Origin of the sequence: Microcoleus sp. N3A4 (assembly GCF_036701805.1) — a bacterium.
In the GTDB taxonomy this organism is placed as follows: domain Bacteria; phylum Cyanobacteriota; class Cyanobacteriia; order Cyanobacteriales; family Microcoleaceae; genus Microcoleus.
Window position 1 is genome coordinate 1 of the sequence record NZ_JAUBRJ010000026.1, and the last position, 16752, is coordinate 16752.

General features: G+C 42.3%; 7 protein-coding genes and 4 pseudogenes. 4 read left to right on the forward strand and 7 right to left on the reverse strand.

Annotated features, from left to right (window positions below):
* Window positions 1-49: 49 nt before the first annotated feature.
* Window positions 50-1132, forward strand: a complete 1083-nt coding sequence (locus QUA56_RS16505) for an IS1634 family transposase (RefSeq protein WP_333359414.1) — start codon at window positions 50-52, stop codon at window positions 1130-1132.
* A 439-nt stretch (window positions 1133-1571) separates the two neighbouring features.
* On the opposite strand, the pseudogene QUA56_RS16510 reads toward QUA56_RS16505, so the two are convergent.
* Window positions 1572-3173, reverse strand: a pseudogene (locus tag QUA56_RS16510) (IS1182 family transposase).
* A 98-nt stretch (window positions 3174-3271) separates the two neighbouring features.
* Here QUA56_RS16510 and QUA56_RS16515 point away from each other — a divergent pair.
* Together QUA56_RS16515 and QUA56_RS16520 are read left to right on the forward strand one after the other, a co-directional pair.
* Window positions 3272-3998 (forward strand): annotated as a pseudogene (locus QUA56_RS16515) (transposase); the annotation flags it as partial.
* 51 nt (window positions 3999-4049) lie between these two features.
* Window positions 4050-4592: pseudogene (locus QUA56_RS16520) on the forward strand (IS630 family transposase); the annotation flags it as partial.
* A 43-nt stretch (window positions 4593-4635) separates the two neighbouring features.
* Here the strand turns inward: QUA56_RS16520 and QUA56_RS16525 are convergent.
* From QUA56_RS16525 to QUA56_RS16535, 3 genes are all read right to left on the reverse strand, one after another.
* The gene (locus tag QUA56_RS16525) at window positions 4636-6411 is read right to left on the reverse strand and encodes a thiamine pyrophosphate-binding protein (protein WP_333359416.1); all 1776 of its coding nucleotides are present in this window, start codon (window positions 6409-6411) and stop codon (window positions 4636-4638) included.
* A gap of 176 nt (window positions 6412-6587) precedes the next feature.
* Window positions 6588-8318, reverse strand: a complete 1731-nt coding sequence (locus QUA56_RS16530; protein WP_333359418.1) for an NAD(P)/FAD-dependent oxidoreductase — start codon at window positions 8316-8318, stop codon at window positions 6588-6590.
* A complete protein-coding gene (locus tag QUA56_RS16535; protein WP_333359420.1) occupies window positions 8284-8670 on the reverse strand; it encodes a sigma factor in 387 nt (128 codons plus the stop codon). The genes QUA56_RS16530 and QUA56_RS16535 overlap by 35 nt, the downstream gene beginning before the upstream one ends.
* Before the next feature lie 331 nt (window positions 8671-9001).
* On the opposite strand from QUA56_RS16535, the gene QUA56_RS16540 reads away from it, so the two are divergent.
* On the forward strand, window positions 9002-10711 hold the full coding sequence (locus QUA56_RS16540; protein WP_333359422.1) for an FAD-dependent oxidoreductase: 1710 nt from the start codon (window positions 9002-9004) through the stop codon (window positions 10709-10711).
* A 97-nt stretch (window positions 10712-10808) separates the two neighbouring features.
* On the opposite strand, the pseudogene QUA56_RS16545 reads toward QUA56_RS16540, so the two are convergent.
* The 3 genes and pseudogenes from QUA56_RS16545 to QUA56_RS16555 all read right to left on the reverse strand — a co-directional run.
* Window positions 10809-10943 (reverse strand): annotated as a pseudogene (locus tag QUA56_RS16545) (IS701 family transposase); the annotation flags it as partial.
* Window positions 10944-11044: 101 nt separating this feature from the next.
* Complete coding sequence (locus QUA56_RS16550; RefSeq protein ID WP_333359424.1) at window positions 11045-14494, reverse strand: hypothetical protein; 3450 nt, start codon at window positions 14492-14494, stop codon at window positions 11045-11047.
* A gap of 67 nt (window positions 14495-14561) precedes the next feature.
* Window positions 14562-16337 (reverse strand): hypothetical protein, encoded by a 1776-nt coding sequence (locus tag QUA56_RS16555; RefSeq protein ID WP_333359426.1) that lies wholly within the window; start codon window positions 16335-16337, stop codon window positions 14562-14564.
* Window positions 16338-16752: the final 415 nt, after the last annotated feature.

Genomic DNA, 16752 nt, shown 5'->3' on the forward strand with positions numbered 1-16752 from the left:
TTCTAACAATGGTGAATTTATCTTAAAATATACTCATCACTGATGAACAGTGTTCAATAAGATGCGTTCCCCCTGGATGGAGACGTACCATTATTTTTCTTCTTCAGCCGATGGTAATCAAACAGATTCAGCAGTATTCGGACAAATTTTATCCTCATTCAAACAGCAACTGAACCTCGACTCACTCTTTGTCGCAGATAGCGCTTTATATACAGCCAAAAACTTAGAAATTATCAAAAACTTAAAATGGTTGAGCCGAGTACCATTAGGAATAAAACAAGCCAAAAACCTGATAAGTCAGCTAAGTGAAGCAGAATTTGTGGAGAGTAAAATACCAGGATATCGATGGTCGCAACAATACAGCGATTACGCGGGAATTCCACAAAGATGGTTAGTAGTAGAAAGCTCTGTGCGCCGTCAAGCGGATTTGCGTCGAATTGAGAAAGAAATACAAAAATTAGAGCAAGAAGCTCGACAAAAGCTCAGGCAATTATCATTGCAAAAATTTGCGTGTGAACCGGATGCGCTCGAGGCAGCAATACAACTCTCTAGTAAATTTAAGTACCACAAACTAACTCACATTCATGCCACCAGCTTCACCAGTGTGAAAAAAACAGACAAGCCCGGGTATAAACTGCAAGCTAACATCGAAATCGACCACCAGGCAGTAGCGAGAGAAATACAACAATCGGGACGATTTATCTTAGCCACAAATGTACTCGATAGCGACGAATTAGACCCCGACAAAATGCTGAGTACATACAAACAACAACAATCGGCTGAAAGAGGATTTAGTTTTCTGAAAGACCCCTTATTCTTTACAGATAGCGTGTTTCTCAAATCGAGTGAGAGAATAGAATCCCTGGCTTTAATTATGGGTTTATGCCTGTTGGTTTATACCTTAGCACAAAGACATTTACGCTCCCGCCTCGTCCAGTCACAGGCGAAATTGAAAAATCAATTAGGCCAATTAACCGCTCGACCGACCTTGCGGTGGATATTTCAATGCTTTCAAGCAGTTCATTTATTAACGATATCCTCAGTCAAACAAATCTCCAATTTGACTGACGAGCGATTACAGATTCTCAGCTTTTTCCCAAATACCTGTCGCAGTTATTATTTACTAGATTAACAGATATTAACAACGATATTTTGCAGTATTACTTACTTTGAAGAGTATTTTTTTGCTCTCGGCATCGCGATCGCTTCGAGCCTAAGCATACAAATTTGCTCTATTCATCTGTAGGTGAACTCGTCAGCTTGACGGCAGCTCCATTGGTATTTTTGTTCTCAACAGAAATCAAGAAAGTTGCCTGTCGCAATTAGCTGAGGAGCGATGTTTAATACTCCAGCAAAATAAATGAATTATTGTGTCTGGCAGGTCTATTTTTAAGCATTTATACTGTATCGTTCGGCTGGCGCGCTTACCATCGAACCAGAATTTACAGCCCACCCGCACCCCATGTGACAGTTGGGGTGCGGAATGTGGGATTGAACAGCTCGTAGAGTTAGGCGCTGACCTAGGGCGTCGGTTCAGTATTAAGAGTTGACAAGAAAAGAGATGTATGCAATTACCTGGTCAATGAGTTAGACTCTACACCCGGTGTAATTGGCCGAACCTTATCCATTCGAGCAATGACATGAAGATTATGAACAACAGCGACTCGCCGTAGATCGAAAAGATTTTTCCGCAGTCCAATATAGCGAGCACGATTCCCCTGCCAATGGCCAATATGAGCCAGAGAGTGTTCAACTGTAGTACGTTTTCTCAATTCTTGGCGACCAATAGCAGTGGATTGACGTGCTCTCAACTCTTGCATTAAGGCTTCATCAGGATGAATTGATACACTACGTCCTCTTTTACTGTTTGTACAGTCTTTTCTCAGAGGACAAATGGCACATTCACTCAAAGGAAAATGAACAGTTTTTCCGGGTTTAAATGGGATACTTACCTGATTGGGACAGCGAATTAAATGCGTATCCCAGTCAAGAAAAAAAGAATTTTTATCAAACCGTCCAGAATTTTTGACCGGCCACGCCTTACAAAATATCTGTAATTTATCATCCCGTTGTGTCACCCAATGACTGGATAAATAAGCCCGATCGATATGTAACTGGGATAGGTGAATATTTTGAAATTTTAAGTCACGTTCTAGGTCAATTGTAGCAGCAGATTCAGGAGTATTGGCGCGTGTCAACGCCACCGCGCAAACTACACCACTTTCTAAATCTTTAAGAACGTGGCGTTTATATCCATCTATTTTTTTAGACCGGCTTTTACGCCCATGCTGCATATCAGCGTCCTCAATAGAAATGCGACGGTTTTTAGCTACTCCTTTACTTAAACTCGGAACGCCTTGTGAGTCGAAAGTTACATTCTGAGATTCAATCACTCGGGCAACATCCAGAGTCTCTTGGACTACTTCAAATTCATCACAATCAGACTGGCTTTGCATCCATTCTTCCACAGAATCTAAGCTACTTAGGATAATTAAGAGTGCATTTTGACGTTCTCCTGGGTCATCCCAGTTTAAGTCTAAGGCTGTTTTTAAGCTGGAACTATTAAGGATGGGTGCACCTGCTTCCAGGGCAATTTCTGCTGGCTCCCGCCCCTGCACAGCACGGGCGATCGTACTCACCGCCTTACGTAAAGCATGACCCAAGAGATTATATGTATCTTCGACTTTACCAGCTCCCCATAACGGGGAAGAATCTAAAGCTGCTTTGAGTTGAGATGAGCCAAATCCACCATGAGTGTTTGGCAATTTCTACGGTGCGGTCAATTAAGCGTTGGTCTAGTTCTTTTTTAATTAAGCGATTTCTGAATCTCACCAAAGTGGCTTTGCTAAAAGGAGGAGTTTCACAATTGAGACAATCAAGAACTAACTGCCAACGTTGATCCATGAGCATTTCTTCAATTACTTCATCGTCAGAAATGCCTAAGTAGGCTTGCAGAATAATTGCGCTTGGCAATTTGTGCAGGAGGAATTGGGCCCTGACCGACTGTGCTGTCTTTAAAAATTGTAGCAAGTTCTTGTTGAAACTCATCATTAAATATGAATGAACGGTTGAGCCCTTAGAAAGGTGAATAACTTGGCTCGTTTAATGCGTTTGATAATCAACGCTTCTGTTGCTGAGAGTTCAATTGGAGGATGCCATAAGTGAGGGCGCATAAGGTTTCTTACTTCTTTCTGATTCTGAGAATTTAACAGGCTTTTCAATTCACATATCATTTCCAGTTTGTTTTGTCAACTCCTGATACTGAACCGACGCCCTAGGGAGTCTGAATAAAAGGCAATATAAGATGTTGCTAGTCGTGACTGAGGTCTATCGCCAACAACACTGGCTAGCTGAACATAAAAAACAGAGTATTTCAGACAGAATTGTCAGTTTAAGCCAACCACATCTCCGTCCCATTGTGAGAGGAAAAGCAGGAAAACCAGTAGAGTTTGGAGCCAAACTCTCGGCGAGTTACTTTGAGGGATACGTATTTTTAGATCGGCTCAGTTGGGATAACTTTAACGAGTCTGGAGACTTCAAAGCACAAATAGAAGCTTATTATAAATTTACAGGCTCTTATCCTGAATCGGTTCATGTTGACCGCATTTATCGGACAAGAGAGAACCGAGCTTGGTGTAGAGAAAGAGGTATTAGAATCAGCGGACCACCTTTAGGAAGACCCCCTGCAAATGTCAGCAAAGAAAAAAAGAAGCAGGCTCGCTTAAGATGAGAAAATTCGGAGTTCAATTGAGGGAAAGTTTGGAGTCTCGAAACGAAGATTTAGCCTCGCTCGCGTGATGACAAAACTTGCTAATACTTCAGAGACTGCTATTGCTATTACTTTTTTGGTCATGAATCTTTCTACCTGGCTTAGACAGGTTTTTTGTGTCGTTTTTTGCCAAGAATCGAAAACAACACCTGTTTACGGGTTTGTTATTATTAAAAGTTATAAGTTAGCAAATCTCAGACAAGACAAACTTATGTTCGAGCGAGCTTGAATAGATGGTCAATCCCGATCAGACTTTTCCCTTACTTATTCAGCAAGCCCTAGTTTAAGGGTGATAAAGAGGAAGACGTGGGGCAAAAAAGGACATCGCAAAAAAGTGAGAGGAGATAGAAGAAAAGGAAGAGTGAATGTCATGGGAGCAATCAGGTATTCAGACAAAAAGAGATTTGTTGAATTTCTTAGTAAAAGTAACTCTAACAGTTTCTATAAAGTCTTGAAACTATTTTATCAAGATTTAATAAGTGAATGGGTAGAAGCGGGAAACAATCGAGAAGATTTTACAGAAAAAGGGTGTCAAATAGTGATCGTATTAGATAATGCCAGCTTTCACAAGAAACAAGACTATATCCACATAATAATAACAGAAATGCCTAATATTCATCTGGAATACTTACCTAAATATAGCCCAGACTATAACTTGATTGAATTGGTATGGCATTCAGCCAAAGAATATATTGCTAATCGACTTTTTAAATCAATTGAAGAATTAGAAGTTTTGTTGCATAAGCTTTTAAATGAAGGAGGATTGGTTATCAAATGGGGACGAAAACTTAAAAACAAAGGAAATGCTGTTATCACAATTTAAATGCGAAACAGCTTATTTAGGGAGTGTAGGCAAAATCTGATATCTATGCTGCTGGTGTACCGGAGGGTTCGTTCGGGAGTTTGGCATTCAGGCAGCACCGCGCATCCACTACAAAGGGAACGTTGGACGCAAATGCACATTTGAAAGCTTCAGCGAGTTTGTCAGGATACTCGACGACGATACCATCGCCCCCTAAACTGCGAGCAAAATCTACCCAGTTATGAGTGGGCAGCTCGGTTAATTCGAGGGCTTTAGGCCCCTCGTCTTCGACATGGATGTAAACGTTACCCAAACCACTGTTATTGATTACGACCACGATCAGCGGTACCTTATAACGCGCCGCTGTTTGGATTTCTATGCCGTGCATCAGCATACCGCCGTCCCCTACAACAGCTACGCAAGGCTGAAGGGGTCGCGCAAACTTCGCACCGACACCTAGCGCCACGCCGTAGCCCATTGGTCCACTCGTTGTTAAAGTTAAGCATTCATTCGGAGCGTAACTCTTCCAGTAGTGACCCACAAAAAACGTATGCGCTCCCGAATCGGCGACTATAGCAGTATTGCGCGGGGCTGCTTTCCGCAATTCGGCGATGACTTGTGCTGGGTGCATCGGGACTGTATCGCTCGTTTGAGTCTCTAGGTAGTCGTAGTAAGGCGTCTGACGAATGGTCTGGAGCCATTCTTCGCGCTGCGGTTTGCTGGCTTTCAAGTTTGCATCAAACAGATTTTCATGTTTGTGCAGCCAGTGAAATAACTCTTTGACGTCGCCATTAATGAAGGTTTCTTGATAATTCTTGCCGCTGACAATGTTGGGGTTAATATCGACACGAACTAGAGATTGTGAGGGGACGAAGTCCTTGTTCCAAGAGTAAGTATTGTTTTGATTAAGCGTCGCACCCAGCACAAGCAGCACTTCGGCATTAGGTATCTCTATCTTGTTGTTATCAGTTTTCCATCCCATCACCACTTTGTTTGCTTGCAGGCTGCCGCCACTTCCGTAAAATCCAAACGAGAGCGGATGGTCTTCGGAAATAGCGCCTTTGGCCCGCAAGGTTGTCACAATAGGAATGCTGTACTTTTTCGCAAACTTTTGAATCTCCTCGCCAGCACCTGAGCGCACGCAGCCATTACCTGCTAAAATTGTTATCCGCGTGGCCTGCCGGAGAATGTCCGGCAATTGTTTTACGGCTTTTTGATCGAGTATCCTGGCTGGTTCTTGCAACCGTAACGGCTTGTATGCTTTGGCTGGTACTGGCTTTTGCTGTATATCTCTCGGTATCGAGATAAAAGCGGGCCGATTTTCGACGCCTAGCATTGCTCTAATAGCTTTTTGTAAGAAATCTCCTACTTTTTCAGCCAAGGGGACGCGCTCTGCCCAAACAGTAATTGGACGCAAAATTTCGCGCTCGTCTATGCCGGTCGGACTAGCATCCTGAAAAGCACCGTCCCCTTGCCACTCTGACTCAATGACACCGCCTACAACCAGTACGGGCGAGCGATCAAAATAGGCGGCTGAAATAGCAGTTATCATATTGGTTATGCCGGGACCGCCGATGCCCATACAAACGCCAAATCCCCCTCGCGCTCGCGCAAAGCCGTCTGCCATGAACGCAGCACCAGCTTCGTGTGCGGTCACGATCGCCGAAATGCCAGCTTTGGAGAAATTGGGCAAAAAGGGAGCGAGGGTAGTACCAGGCACTAAAAAAATGTGGTCAATTCCTTCTTGCTTCAGTGCTTGAAGAACAAATAGCGTTACATTATTTGGGTCGTTTTGGTTTTGATTTGTATTGTTTTGACCTGAATTTGTGCAGTTGCTCATACAAATTTTGCTTTTTTTCAAAAAAATTAGGGTGGCATTTTTGGCTGGAGTAGCTGCACCTCAAAAGCAGCGAAAGGATTATGAAATAGTTATTTATGGAGAAATATTCCCGCCAATCTATGTTAAATAATCGAATTCATTGACGAGCGGGAATGCTCAACCTCGATTCTTCATTCTCAGCCTTGCGAGAACCAAGAAGGATATCTCATTCGCTTGAGCGGATCGGGAGACCAGGTCTCTGAAACGTCTTTAAGCGGCGGTATTTTCAATTTCTTTGTCAGTACCAATTCTGCTGTTTCCAGCGCTCCTTCTGCCCAACCCTGATCGTTTGAATAAGCTTCACCGCAGATGTACACGTTTTCTTGAGGAACAGGATGCAGCATTCTTGGCATGATATCATTATATTTAAACCCTCCCTTCCACGAATGCCACGCACCGCCAAAGGGATCTTTGCTCCAGTCTTGATAAGCAGCGGCGTAAGGTTTTTCTAGTTCTTTCAGCCCGTGCAATTCTACAATTTGTCGATGCGTCTCATTCACCATTAGTCTGCTTATTCGATGCCCCTCAGGACCGGGCAAAAATTTTGATTCAAACTCGTTATTGGCATCTCCGTTATTGGCATCTCTCTTTGCAATTAGCGCTCGCTTCAAGCCTTTATCTTCTAAGCCTTTCCAAAAAGGTAAGCTTTCGAGGTCACTATAAGAAGCCATGAGCAACGATCTTTTGTTCGATATATTGTCAGACTCACTAAAGTAGAAAGTTTGCCGAATCGGCAGGTCTGTAATCGAACGTCCAGCACCAAAACCCAATCCAGTCCACCAAGCGTATTCATAAGCTAAAAATATTTTTATCGCTCCCTGAATCAAGACCGAATCAAGATTTTGACGCAAGAATTCGTTCTTCTTCCAGCAGTCCCATTCAATCAGTTCGAGTGAACGGCGCGGCATTGCTAAAATTATGTGATCGGTCAGACAAAAATATCTTTCATCTGGCTCGATGTCTTTTGTTTCCCTGTTTGCCGTTGTATGAGTGCGGACAAATTCCAGGTGATAGACTCCATTCTCTTGACGATGTATTCTGGCTAGACGATGGTTTAAAAATGCTGACCGATCTGTTTCTCGCTGAAATTCTTCAACCAGCTTTTTAGGAAGAGCGTCCATACCATCAACCAGCGTCATGTAGTCAACTGTCGAGATGTACTCTCCACCAGTGGGCAACAGCGTGACTGCATTCCCGTTAGAAACATTGGTATCGTAGCCACTTCCGTATTTTAAAAAAGCATAGGTATCCGAATCTAGAACTCGGAATAACAAATTCCAAAAACCGTATTCCCATAGGGGCTTTCCAAATACTTCAACGTTAAACCAATCGTCGAGAGACAGTTCCTTCCAGTTAGGAACCAGTAACTTCATAACCTGGGTTTGAATTTGATCCGGGTTCATGTTCCGGAAGCACCAATTGACGTTAAATGGAATTTTTTTCGAGTCGTTCATTTCCCCTATGCGTAAGTATTTTCCTCGCAAGTAAGCGTAATTTTTCAATCCCGAACGATCCTCTTCTGTTCCCATGGAAAATTTGCGTGTGGCGAGTCCGAGTTTTCCGATTAGGGAAGTTATAAGTGGCTGTATGTTAGGGATAAAACGCATACCTCCTAATTCGGCATTAACATTGGGTATTTCTGGCAGATGGGTGGTTAAAAGTCTTCCACCAATGCGATCGCTGTATTCAAATAGAGCGACATTATCTTTTGGGTTATTCTTTTTAAGACGCCACGCGCAATAAGTGCCAGCTACTCCAGCACCGATAACCGCATACTTGAAATGGGTCAGATTGTCAGACATATTCAGAATGGTTCCTCTAAAAAAAACTGATTTATCTATTATTAGATAGACGATTTCCAAAGTCAATTTGTGAATTATTTAATTGCTCGATAGTCAGAAATGCGTAAACTTCTATATCCTCAACTCTCTGAGCGCCCCGACTGTGTTCTCGATGAATATCCACGCAAAGATTACGAGTCAGCGTCGTCAGCCAAGCCTTCAAATTTGCAATTTCCCCCGCAAACTTTTGCGCCTTTTCCCAAGCTTTCAGAATCGCCCGACTGAGCGCATCTTCCGCATAGGTTGGGTTTCCACCCATCCACTTGACGCAACAACGATAAAGATAATCTTGATACTGTTGCCATTGCTGCCAAAATGTTTGGCTCCTATCTGACGAGCGATCGCAGCCTTCTGAAAAAATAGATGCGTGAGAATTCAATTTTTTATCCTCAACCTGGTAATGATGCAATACCTGCTGACAGAGGCCATACTTTTTCTCAATTAGTTGGGAACCAGCTAACTGTCTTCTATGTTTCGATAGACCAACTCTATTTCTTTAGATAGAGCTTGTCAAGGGGGTTTTACCCCTTTTTTGGGTTATTTATATTAAGAAAATCTACAGACTGTAAACATTTAACCCCTATTCGCAAACAATGCCGTCTGAAGCGAATGAGCGATCGCAAAACTTTTCGGTCTATTGACGATCGCTGTATAGGTATGATATTTTTATTTTGGCATCAAATACTCCTCAATTTTACAGGTTAATCAAAATGGATTGTCAAATGGATTGTCAGGCTTTTAAAACAAAACTTCACAAAAATGCCCCAGATGTTGATGTGATCTGTTATTACGACAAGGCTTATGGTAAAGAGAGCCAGATTAGAAATGCAAGGTTTAGCTATAAACCTTACTGTATTGTTAAGTGTGGAAAAAGCTCCGATGTCGTTCAAGTTGTAAACTTTTGTCGAATTAAAGAAATGTCCGTTCGTATACGTTCGGGTGGGCATCACCACGAAGGGATGTGTTCGGCTGACGACGTTGTGATTATCGATCTTTCTAACATGAAGGAAATCTTGCCCCCTGAGGTCTCAACCTCTGATGGTGCTACAACAATATGCATAGAGCCAGGGGCTAAGTTAGAAGATATAAACCGAGAGCTGGGATCAGACGGCTATATCCTACCTGGTGGAGGCTGCGGCACGGTTAATGTGGGTGGACTCGTTCAAGGTGGAGGTTGGGGTATGCTTGCTAGAAAAGGTGGTCTAACTTGTGATGCTTTGCAAGAAGTTGAACTCGTACTTGCAAACGGGAACATTATTTGTGCCAGTAACGATAACGATAATGAATATCGCGATTTATTCTGGGCTATAAAAGGTGGTGGTGGTGGTAACTTTGGGATTATCACAAAGTATAAATTTAACTTAATGAAGTCCCAAAGTGTATGGCTGGTAGTGCTCCGATATTCCTCAAACGATGAAAGCTTACTGACAGAGTTGCTTGCTTTCTACTTAAACAAGTTAGAAACATTTGACCATAACATTACTTCATTCGCTCGTGTTAGTCACTACGATGATGATAAGAAGGTTGAGCGCCCCACATTCAAAATAACATTTCAATGCCTTGGTAACGATAACAATGCCTATAAGGCTGTAGATGACTTTATACAAGAATTAAAGGATATCGAAAGAAATGGTATCATATTCTTTAAATCAGTTGATTATTCTCCTCAATTAAGCGTACATCAGGCGTTTTCAGTCCTTAACGGCGTTCTTCCTGCGCCCTCTGAGGCTCAACAAAACAATGGAGAAGCTGAATGGAACTCTCGTGACTTAGGAGCGTTCACCTTGCAGCCATTGAACAAAACTATCACACCAGGAAGTTCTAATGCTTTAAACGCTGCTTCATTTTCAACAACCTGTGGAGGTGAATCTTTCCTACATAAAGTTTCTTCTGCCTTTCCCAAAGGAGGTACTGATATTAACAATCTTTCCCAAAAAATTATTGAGTTTATTATTGACAATGATGATTTTCCAAAAGCAGCAGCTTATCTAAGTATTCATAGCTTGGGTGGAGAGATTAAAACAAAGAACCCGTCTTCGTCTTCGTTTTTTTATCGAGACAAAGAATTCATCCTACAGTTTCAAGTATGGTGGCCTGAAGAATCCTCTTCTCAAAAAGATGAATCCATTCAATACATTCAATGGATAGAAAACTTTAGAAGCAATCTTGACCATGCTGGCTTAATTGAGGGAGCATTTATCAACTTTGCTGATCGAGATATTCCTGTACCTCCAACTTCGGAATTAGATAATCGCCAAACTTCGGAATTAGACGATCGCCTTAGCCTATTAAAATACTACTATGGGGAAAATCTAAACCAATTAAGGGAAACCAAGACTAAATACGATCCTCACAATTTTTTCTCGTTCGCTATGAGCATACCGACGCTTCCTGGCGGCTCAAATGCCAAAAGGGAATAGTTTCAGGGGGCGACAACGAGCCTAAAGCGGTTGCTGGATAAGCTTTATAGCTCTCAATTCCCTCTGATAAAATGATTTCTTATTGCGAACCAAATGTATCATATAGCAGTCCTAGATGTAACGGTTTGAAGGCTTCATAATTTCTGACATCCGAAAACAGATGTTGATAGTTTTGGCAATAGTCATCTATGAACTTTACTGTCGGTGTAGCCGGACGAGGTGCTGTAACCATTGGTTTCAAAGGCTTTGGGAGTTTAATCTTTTATTTTACTCTCCCTGTAGTGACAAAAGAGGGATGAATCTGAATTCAACCACCGGACTGGCGCAGCGATCTCAAATTACCGAAACCGCGATCTGCAGTCCACCGCACACCACATCAGCAACAGCCATCACTACAATTGCTGCCACCTTGACCTCTGCCTCGGAATTGACCGCCACAGTATATCCTAACCGGGCGAGGTCGGACATGACGTTGCTGATTTCGTCCACGATGGCGATGCTCCGAGAACGATCAGCAGGTTTCTGAGACAACTCGGAGAAGTGCCAGCAAGAGCAAAATAAGGCTGGTATAACGAGCACACCATCCACGATCGCACCAACGCCTCGCCCATCGACCACACTGAGACGGCTAAGCTTCGGGCTTCCTTTGAACTTGGATTGTGCGGGACCGGAAAAAATGATTTTGGCAAGCACCCGAACCATGACTGTACCGCGGTTGATCCACTGAACAGCGGGCTGCTGGATTGGATCGAAGGGTACGAGTAAGTTGGCTAAACCTTGGCCAGCGGCACCAACAATGGCCACGACCCCCGATGGAAATGCAAATGTATTATCTCCAGTTTCTGCAGCCGCTTCTGCGGAATCCAGAACAGCAGACAGGAGCCCACACATTCCCGATACAGCATGTCCCACCACGAAAACGGCTTGGGAAACACTTGGCGACAGCGCAATTGGTCCGGCTGCTGACGATGATGGTACGCCTAACCTATCAGGCGCACCAGCCACGGATGTCGCTGCCATCGCGAGGGGAGTCGAGCCAGAGAATGCACTCACGACAGACTGGAAATTGGTCACATTGATCAGAAATGACGTTTCATCGTTGTCGGGAAATGGATCTGTGTTGTGCGCGATTTTGTAGCCGAGGGTCACAGGCACCGCTGCGACCCAGCAGGCGACATCGAGAAAAGAAAACTCTGAGATGCCAATTTCGCTCAGGATGTCCGAGATCACCGGAATGTGTATCGGAGTGTCAAACAGTTGGAGAGCGGCCTTAGCGATGTCATAAAGAATGTCAAACAAAGCATCAATAACATTTTTGGCACTTTCCAGCACTACGTCGGCGAGAATCCCGATAAGTGCCTTGAACAGATCGACAACGCTCATGGTGGGGGCTTTCTCAGCAAGAGCCTGCAAAGTAGTTAGGGCGTTGCCGAGTGTATCCCCTTCCTTCTCCAGTGCTTGCATGAGAACATCAATTGGATTTGAAGGTGGTTCTAGAGGCGACGGAGGTTTAAGTTGCGTGGCGTTCTGGGCATTATTTTGAAAGTGGTAGGAGAGCAGCGAAACGGGCGAACTTTGACCTGCCGACGGAGTTGATTTGCTGTTGACCGTTGCAGTCCCGTCAGACCCAAGCCCCGGCAGGTCATCGATGCCCGCCCATCTGTTGATTGCCTGTTGAGCCGAGGCGATCATTGTGTCGAAGTCGCGCTTGATTCCCTCAATCTCATCAACCTGGTGGTCGAGGAATAGCTTCGTCAGGTTCTTCAGCACATTTTTAGTGCGCTTGATATCGTCCCACTCGAACAGAAATTCTAGAAATTTAACTAGATATCCAATGGCAGTTTTAATAGCATTAAACGCCCATTCCACCGCCCCCATAACTGTTTCTACAGTATCTATAACAGCCCGATATACCTTCCCTGCAATGGTCACAATAAAGTGCCAGACACCTGTTGCTGGATCTTCTATAAATTGAATGACGCTTTCGACACCTGATTTCAACCAGTTAAATAAGTCTCCAAAGGCTACCACGATAGCATCCCCAAAGTCGTTAGATACTGAGGCTAATGTAACCTCTGGCACTATCATGGCTGCCACTGAATTTGAAGTTGATGAGGAAACAAGTTTTGAATAAGCATTAAACAAGTTTTTATTGATGTCTGCAACTGCCTGTAAATCACTCTCCTTGATGCTGCCACCAACCAATGGTTTTGTGCTACCGTCAGAGTTAGTAATCTTAGCACTCTTTAAACTATCCACTGTATTTAGTTGTGCTACTTTTTTAAATGGTGTATCCATTGGATTTATGTGAATGGACTCACGGTTGCTTCCCGTTACAATTAATTGTGTACATTGCAGGCTATCAACCCATTCCACAATGGTGATACTTCCAAGTTTATCGGTTTTTATCGGGATGGGAGTAGTATCGAGAATATAGTATGAATGGTTGATATAGAAGCCAGTTCGCGTTTGAGCACTTAAAGAAATAGTTGCATTAGCAATAGGCTGGTTGTCTGCATCTGAAACCTGTATTTGGGTAGTGTATGAACTAAATTTTAGTGCTTTCGTCGTATTCAAAGCTGGAAGAGTAATGTCCTGAAACTTCCAGATAGTTGTTTCTGGAGATTGAACAGCTTTCTTCAATTTATTATCTGCGATACTCGCAAAAAAGGTATTGCCATCATTGATACAGTTTACATAAGGTGTAACTTGTTCAACACCATTTAACAAAGCAAGAGGATAACTCCAAGCGGATAGATTTTGAATATCCGTTTTGTTGCAAGTTGTATAAAAGATTTCCTGCGCCCTGTTCAAGCCCCAAACAATAACTTTTGAAGTGGTTGTATGAACAAATAGCTTTTGGACATCAAGGAAAATATCATTTTCAAAAACCTTGATCCCATTTTTCCCATCTTGTTGTTGATCGTAGGGAAAATAGTAGAGTGCTTTATCCCCAGCAACAAACAGATCGGTAAAGTTTCCATCGGCTGCCCCTCCAACCGCAATAGCAGAAGCAGATGGCGGTGTAACCAACCTGACGGGATTGGCGGGAACACGAGGGTTGAAGGAATTATAGAGAGGTGTATAAATCAGTTCGAGTTTGTTATCTATATTGCCCAAAGTATAGATACCTTCGACTCGTTCCTTCGACCGTTTTCCCAAACAACTTTTGATTTGGTCTGGTTCTAGGTTGGCAGGTAAATCGTGTGCGTTCCAAATCTGCCCTGTGATTTTTTTAGTTGGGTCGATGTAATATCTAAAAACAAATTTTTGACTATCATCTGGATTTTTGATAATGTCAACAACAATATATTCCCCGTTATGGGATTGAGCAATATAAATGTCAACAATGTCAATTTTTGGAAAAGAATGATCTTTATCGTCAAATGGCATAATTAACCAGTTGGCACTTTGACTCCATGAAATATCGGAGTTGGAATTGTTTTGTGCCAGATATAAATAATCTTGTCCTGCTACAGTGATTGCCAAAGCAATGTCAACGTTGTCATTATTGATGCTTTGTGAAACAGCAAATGTTTTGGCAACGACGGGTAAACCGTTATGATATTGAGACAAGCTACTACTTAAATCTGTTTTTTCCCATCCTGTAGGGTGATCTACGCATTCCCTTGTTAAATAAAAGACATTATCTGTTCCGATCGAAAAAAGCAGGGAATGTCCTTCATTGGTTTGCAACGCCTCAAACTGTGCATCTGGTGCAACTACCTCAGCCTGCTTATAATTTGGCATTAACTCTGACGAAAAGGTGATTTTTTCTGACATGATTTTTTCCTCTTTACGGTTTCTTTACGGTTACAATATTTTTTGAATTTGTTGCCCAAAAACTTTGCTACCTAAACAGGAGGGATTGTTCTGGATCTAGATAGGTGACATGGGCAACTAGATCCTGATGATCTGAGAAATAAACATCTTTGAAGGCAAAAGTTTTCCCACCCGGAAATACCCATACAGCCGATCCTCTTAACATTGCTAAGATTGTTGAATCGTGACCTTCAAGATATGTTTTAAACCAACCCTGGAGACTAGATTTTATGGAATTGACTATATCATTAATATCGCCAAGCGAGACAAATTTAGACCATCCACTGGGATCTGGAGTTTCTGAATTGTCAGTAAATTTTGGCGAACCTTTTTGCAAAGAAACGTTCAGCATTCCATAAGCATCAACGCTAATTTGATAGCAATTTTCCGTCTTGTATACAACATAATCTCCTTCTGTAACACCTCCCTGTATATTTATATGAAGACGTAATTTAGCCGTTGTTACACTCCTGATTATATTGCCTTCAAAATAGATATCAGAAGTCATATCATACTTTAAGGAAAGGTTCCCCCAAAGTGGCACAAAGGTATCGCTATCGCTTGCTTCTTTGTGGTAAGAAAATGTTAATACACGTGAGGTGTCATCATTTACAATCTGATAAGTGTAAGAGTTTGGATCGGGATTTAAGCCCCAAGAATATTCGATCTCGACCGGATTAGGTACTTTAACTTTAACGTGGGGAATTTGGCAAATATTTTCTATGGATGGCGACATCAAATTATTAAGAAAAAAGACAAAAATTCCCTTCTTAATTGTTATCGTTCCAGCGTAGTCCCTTTCTTCTGATTTCTCGACCCAATTCCATCCAAACTCAGCATAAGCAGGCATATGGTGATTGTCAGACATCACCAAATAATTCAAGGTGTACAGATCATAATTTTTTGTTGGTACTCCATTCTCATCACGGAACGGAGATACCATGAATGTTAGATCTGTAGGGATGATCGATGAGGTTCTTGTTGATGGTTTTGTGGGCTTAATCGAATATCCTAAGAGAATATTTCCATCGGGGTTAGCAGGATCTTGACTTTGCTGCTTTTGCAACTGTTTAAAATAGGAATTGATAAATACTTTTGTTAGATATATATAGGCATTGCTAGTGGGTTCCAAACCCACTACTGTAGGAGCAGATTCTAGTCCCGCCGTATTCAGATCAAGATATAACTGTTGAACACTAAACGCTGAATCTGGATTTAAGTTTTTAACTTTTCGTTTTACACTCTCTGGTAAATGGTTAAAAGCACTATCACTAGAACTCAAGTCTAATTTCACATTAAACTGAAATACCCAAGGTACAGCTGCGTCTGTCTGGGATAGATTAGTCCAAGAATAGCCACGTCGTTGAGGTTGGGCATTTAAAATCTTGAAGTCTTTGAAAAACAAATTATAAGTGACTAGAACCGAACCTTTATCTAAAACGATTACGTTTGGGATTGATTCAAGAGAAAAATTAGGTAGTCCCATTGTGGCTTTAAAAGCAAACGAAAAATAATTCTCGTAAGCTTTATCAGCAGCAGCTTTCTGAGCAGCCGTTTGATTAGTGGTGGTGGGAATAGAGAATAGATCCATACCCGCTATTTTGGATAATTGATCGTAATCTCCGGGAACATCTGTATTAGTCCCATCACTTTGCTCTTGGGATACATAGCAACTGATAAAGTCTTTGCCCTCAAATTTATCCAAAAATTGTTTCATCGTTGCATTAATGGACTCTTGTGTTGTCGAAACAACCACATCGTATCCATATTGAGACAGAGATAAGTTTGATTGATGTCCGGACATTGTACTTTTCTCCACAAAAATATTAAATACTCAAGTAACAAAACGAAAATGAAGCAGAAAGCAGTGGTACAGCTAAAGATAATGGAGCCGTCATAAACCGACGCTCACGGTCAACAGCATAAGCAATGCACGGTTGGGTTGCCCATTCACTTTATGCAGCAACGATAAAGATAATCGAGGGTAAGTAGGTAAGCGCGATTAAACCGAGCTATGTAACAATATGTAAACAGGGCTAACTTAGCCACGCTTAGCATTTGGATACTTTACAATCCTTAACATAATTGTGTTTTACAGCGCCTACCTACTTACTGCTGCCAGTGGCTAAAATATTTAACCCATATCTGACCGGCGATGCCCCCTGGCGGCGGCTCCGTGATCGCAGCCTTCTGAAAGGATAGATGTGTCAGAATTCAAT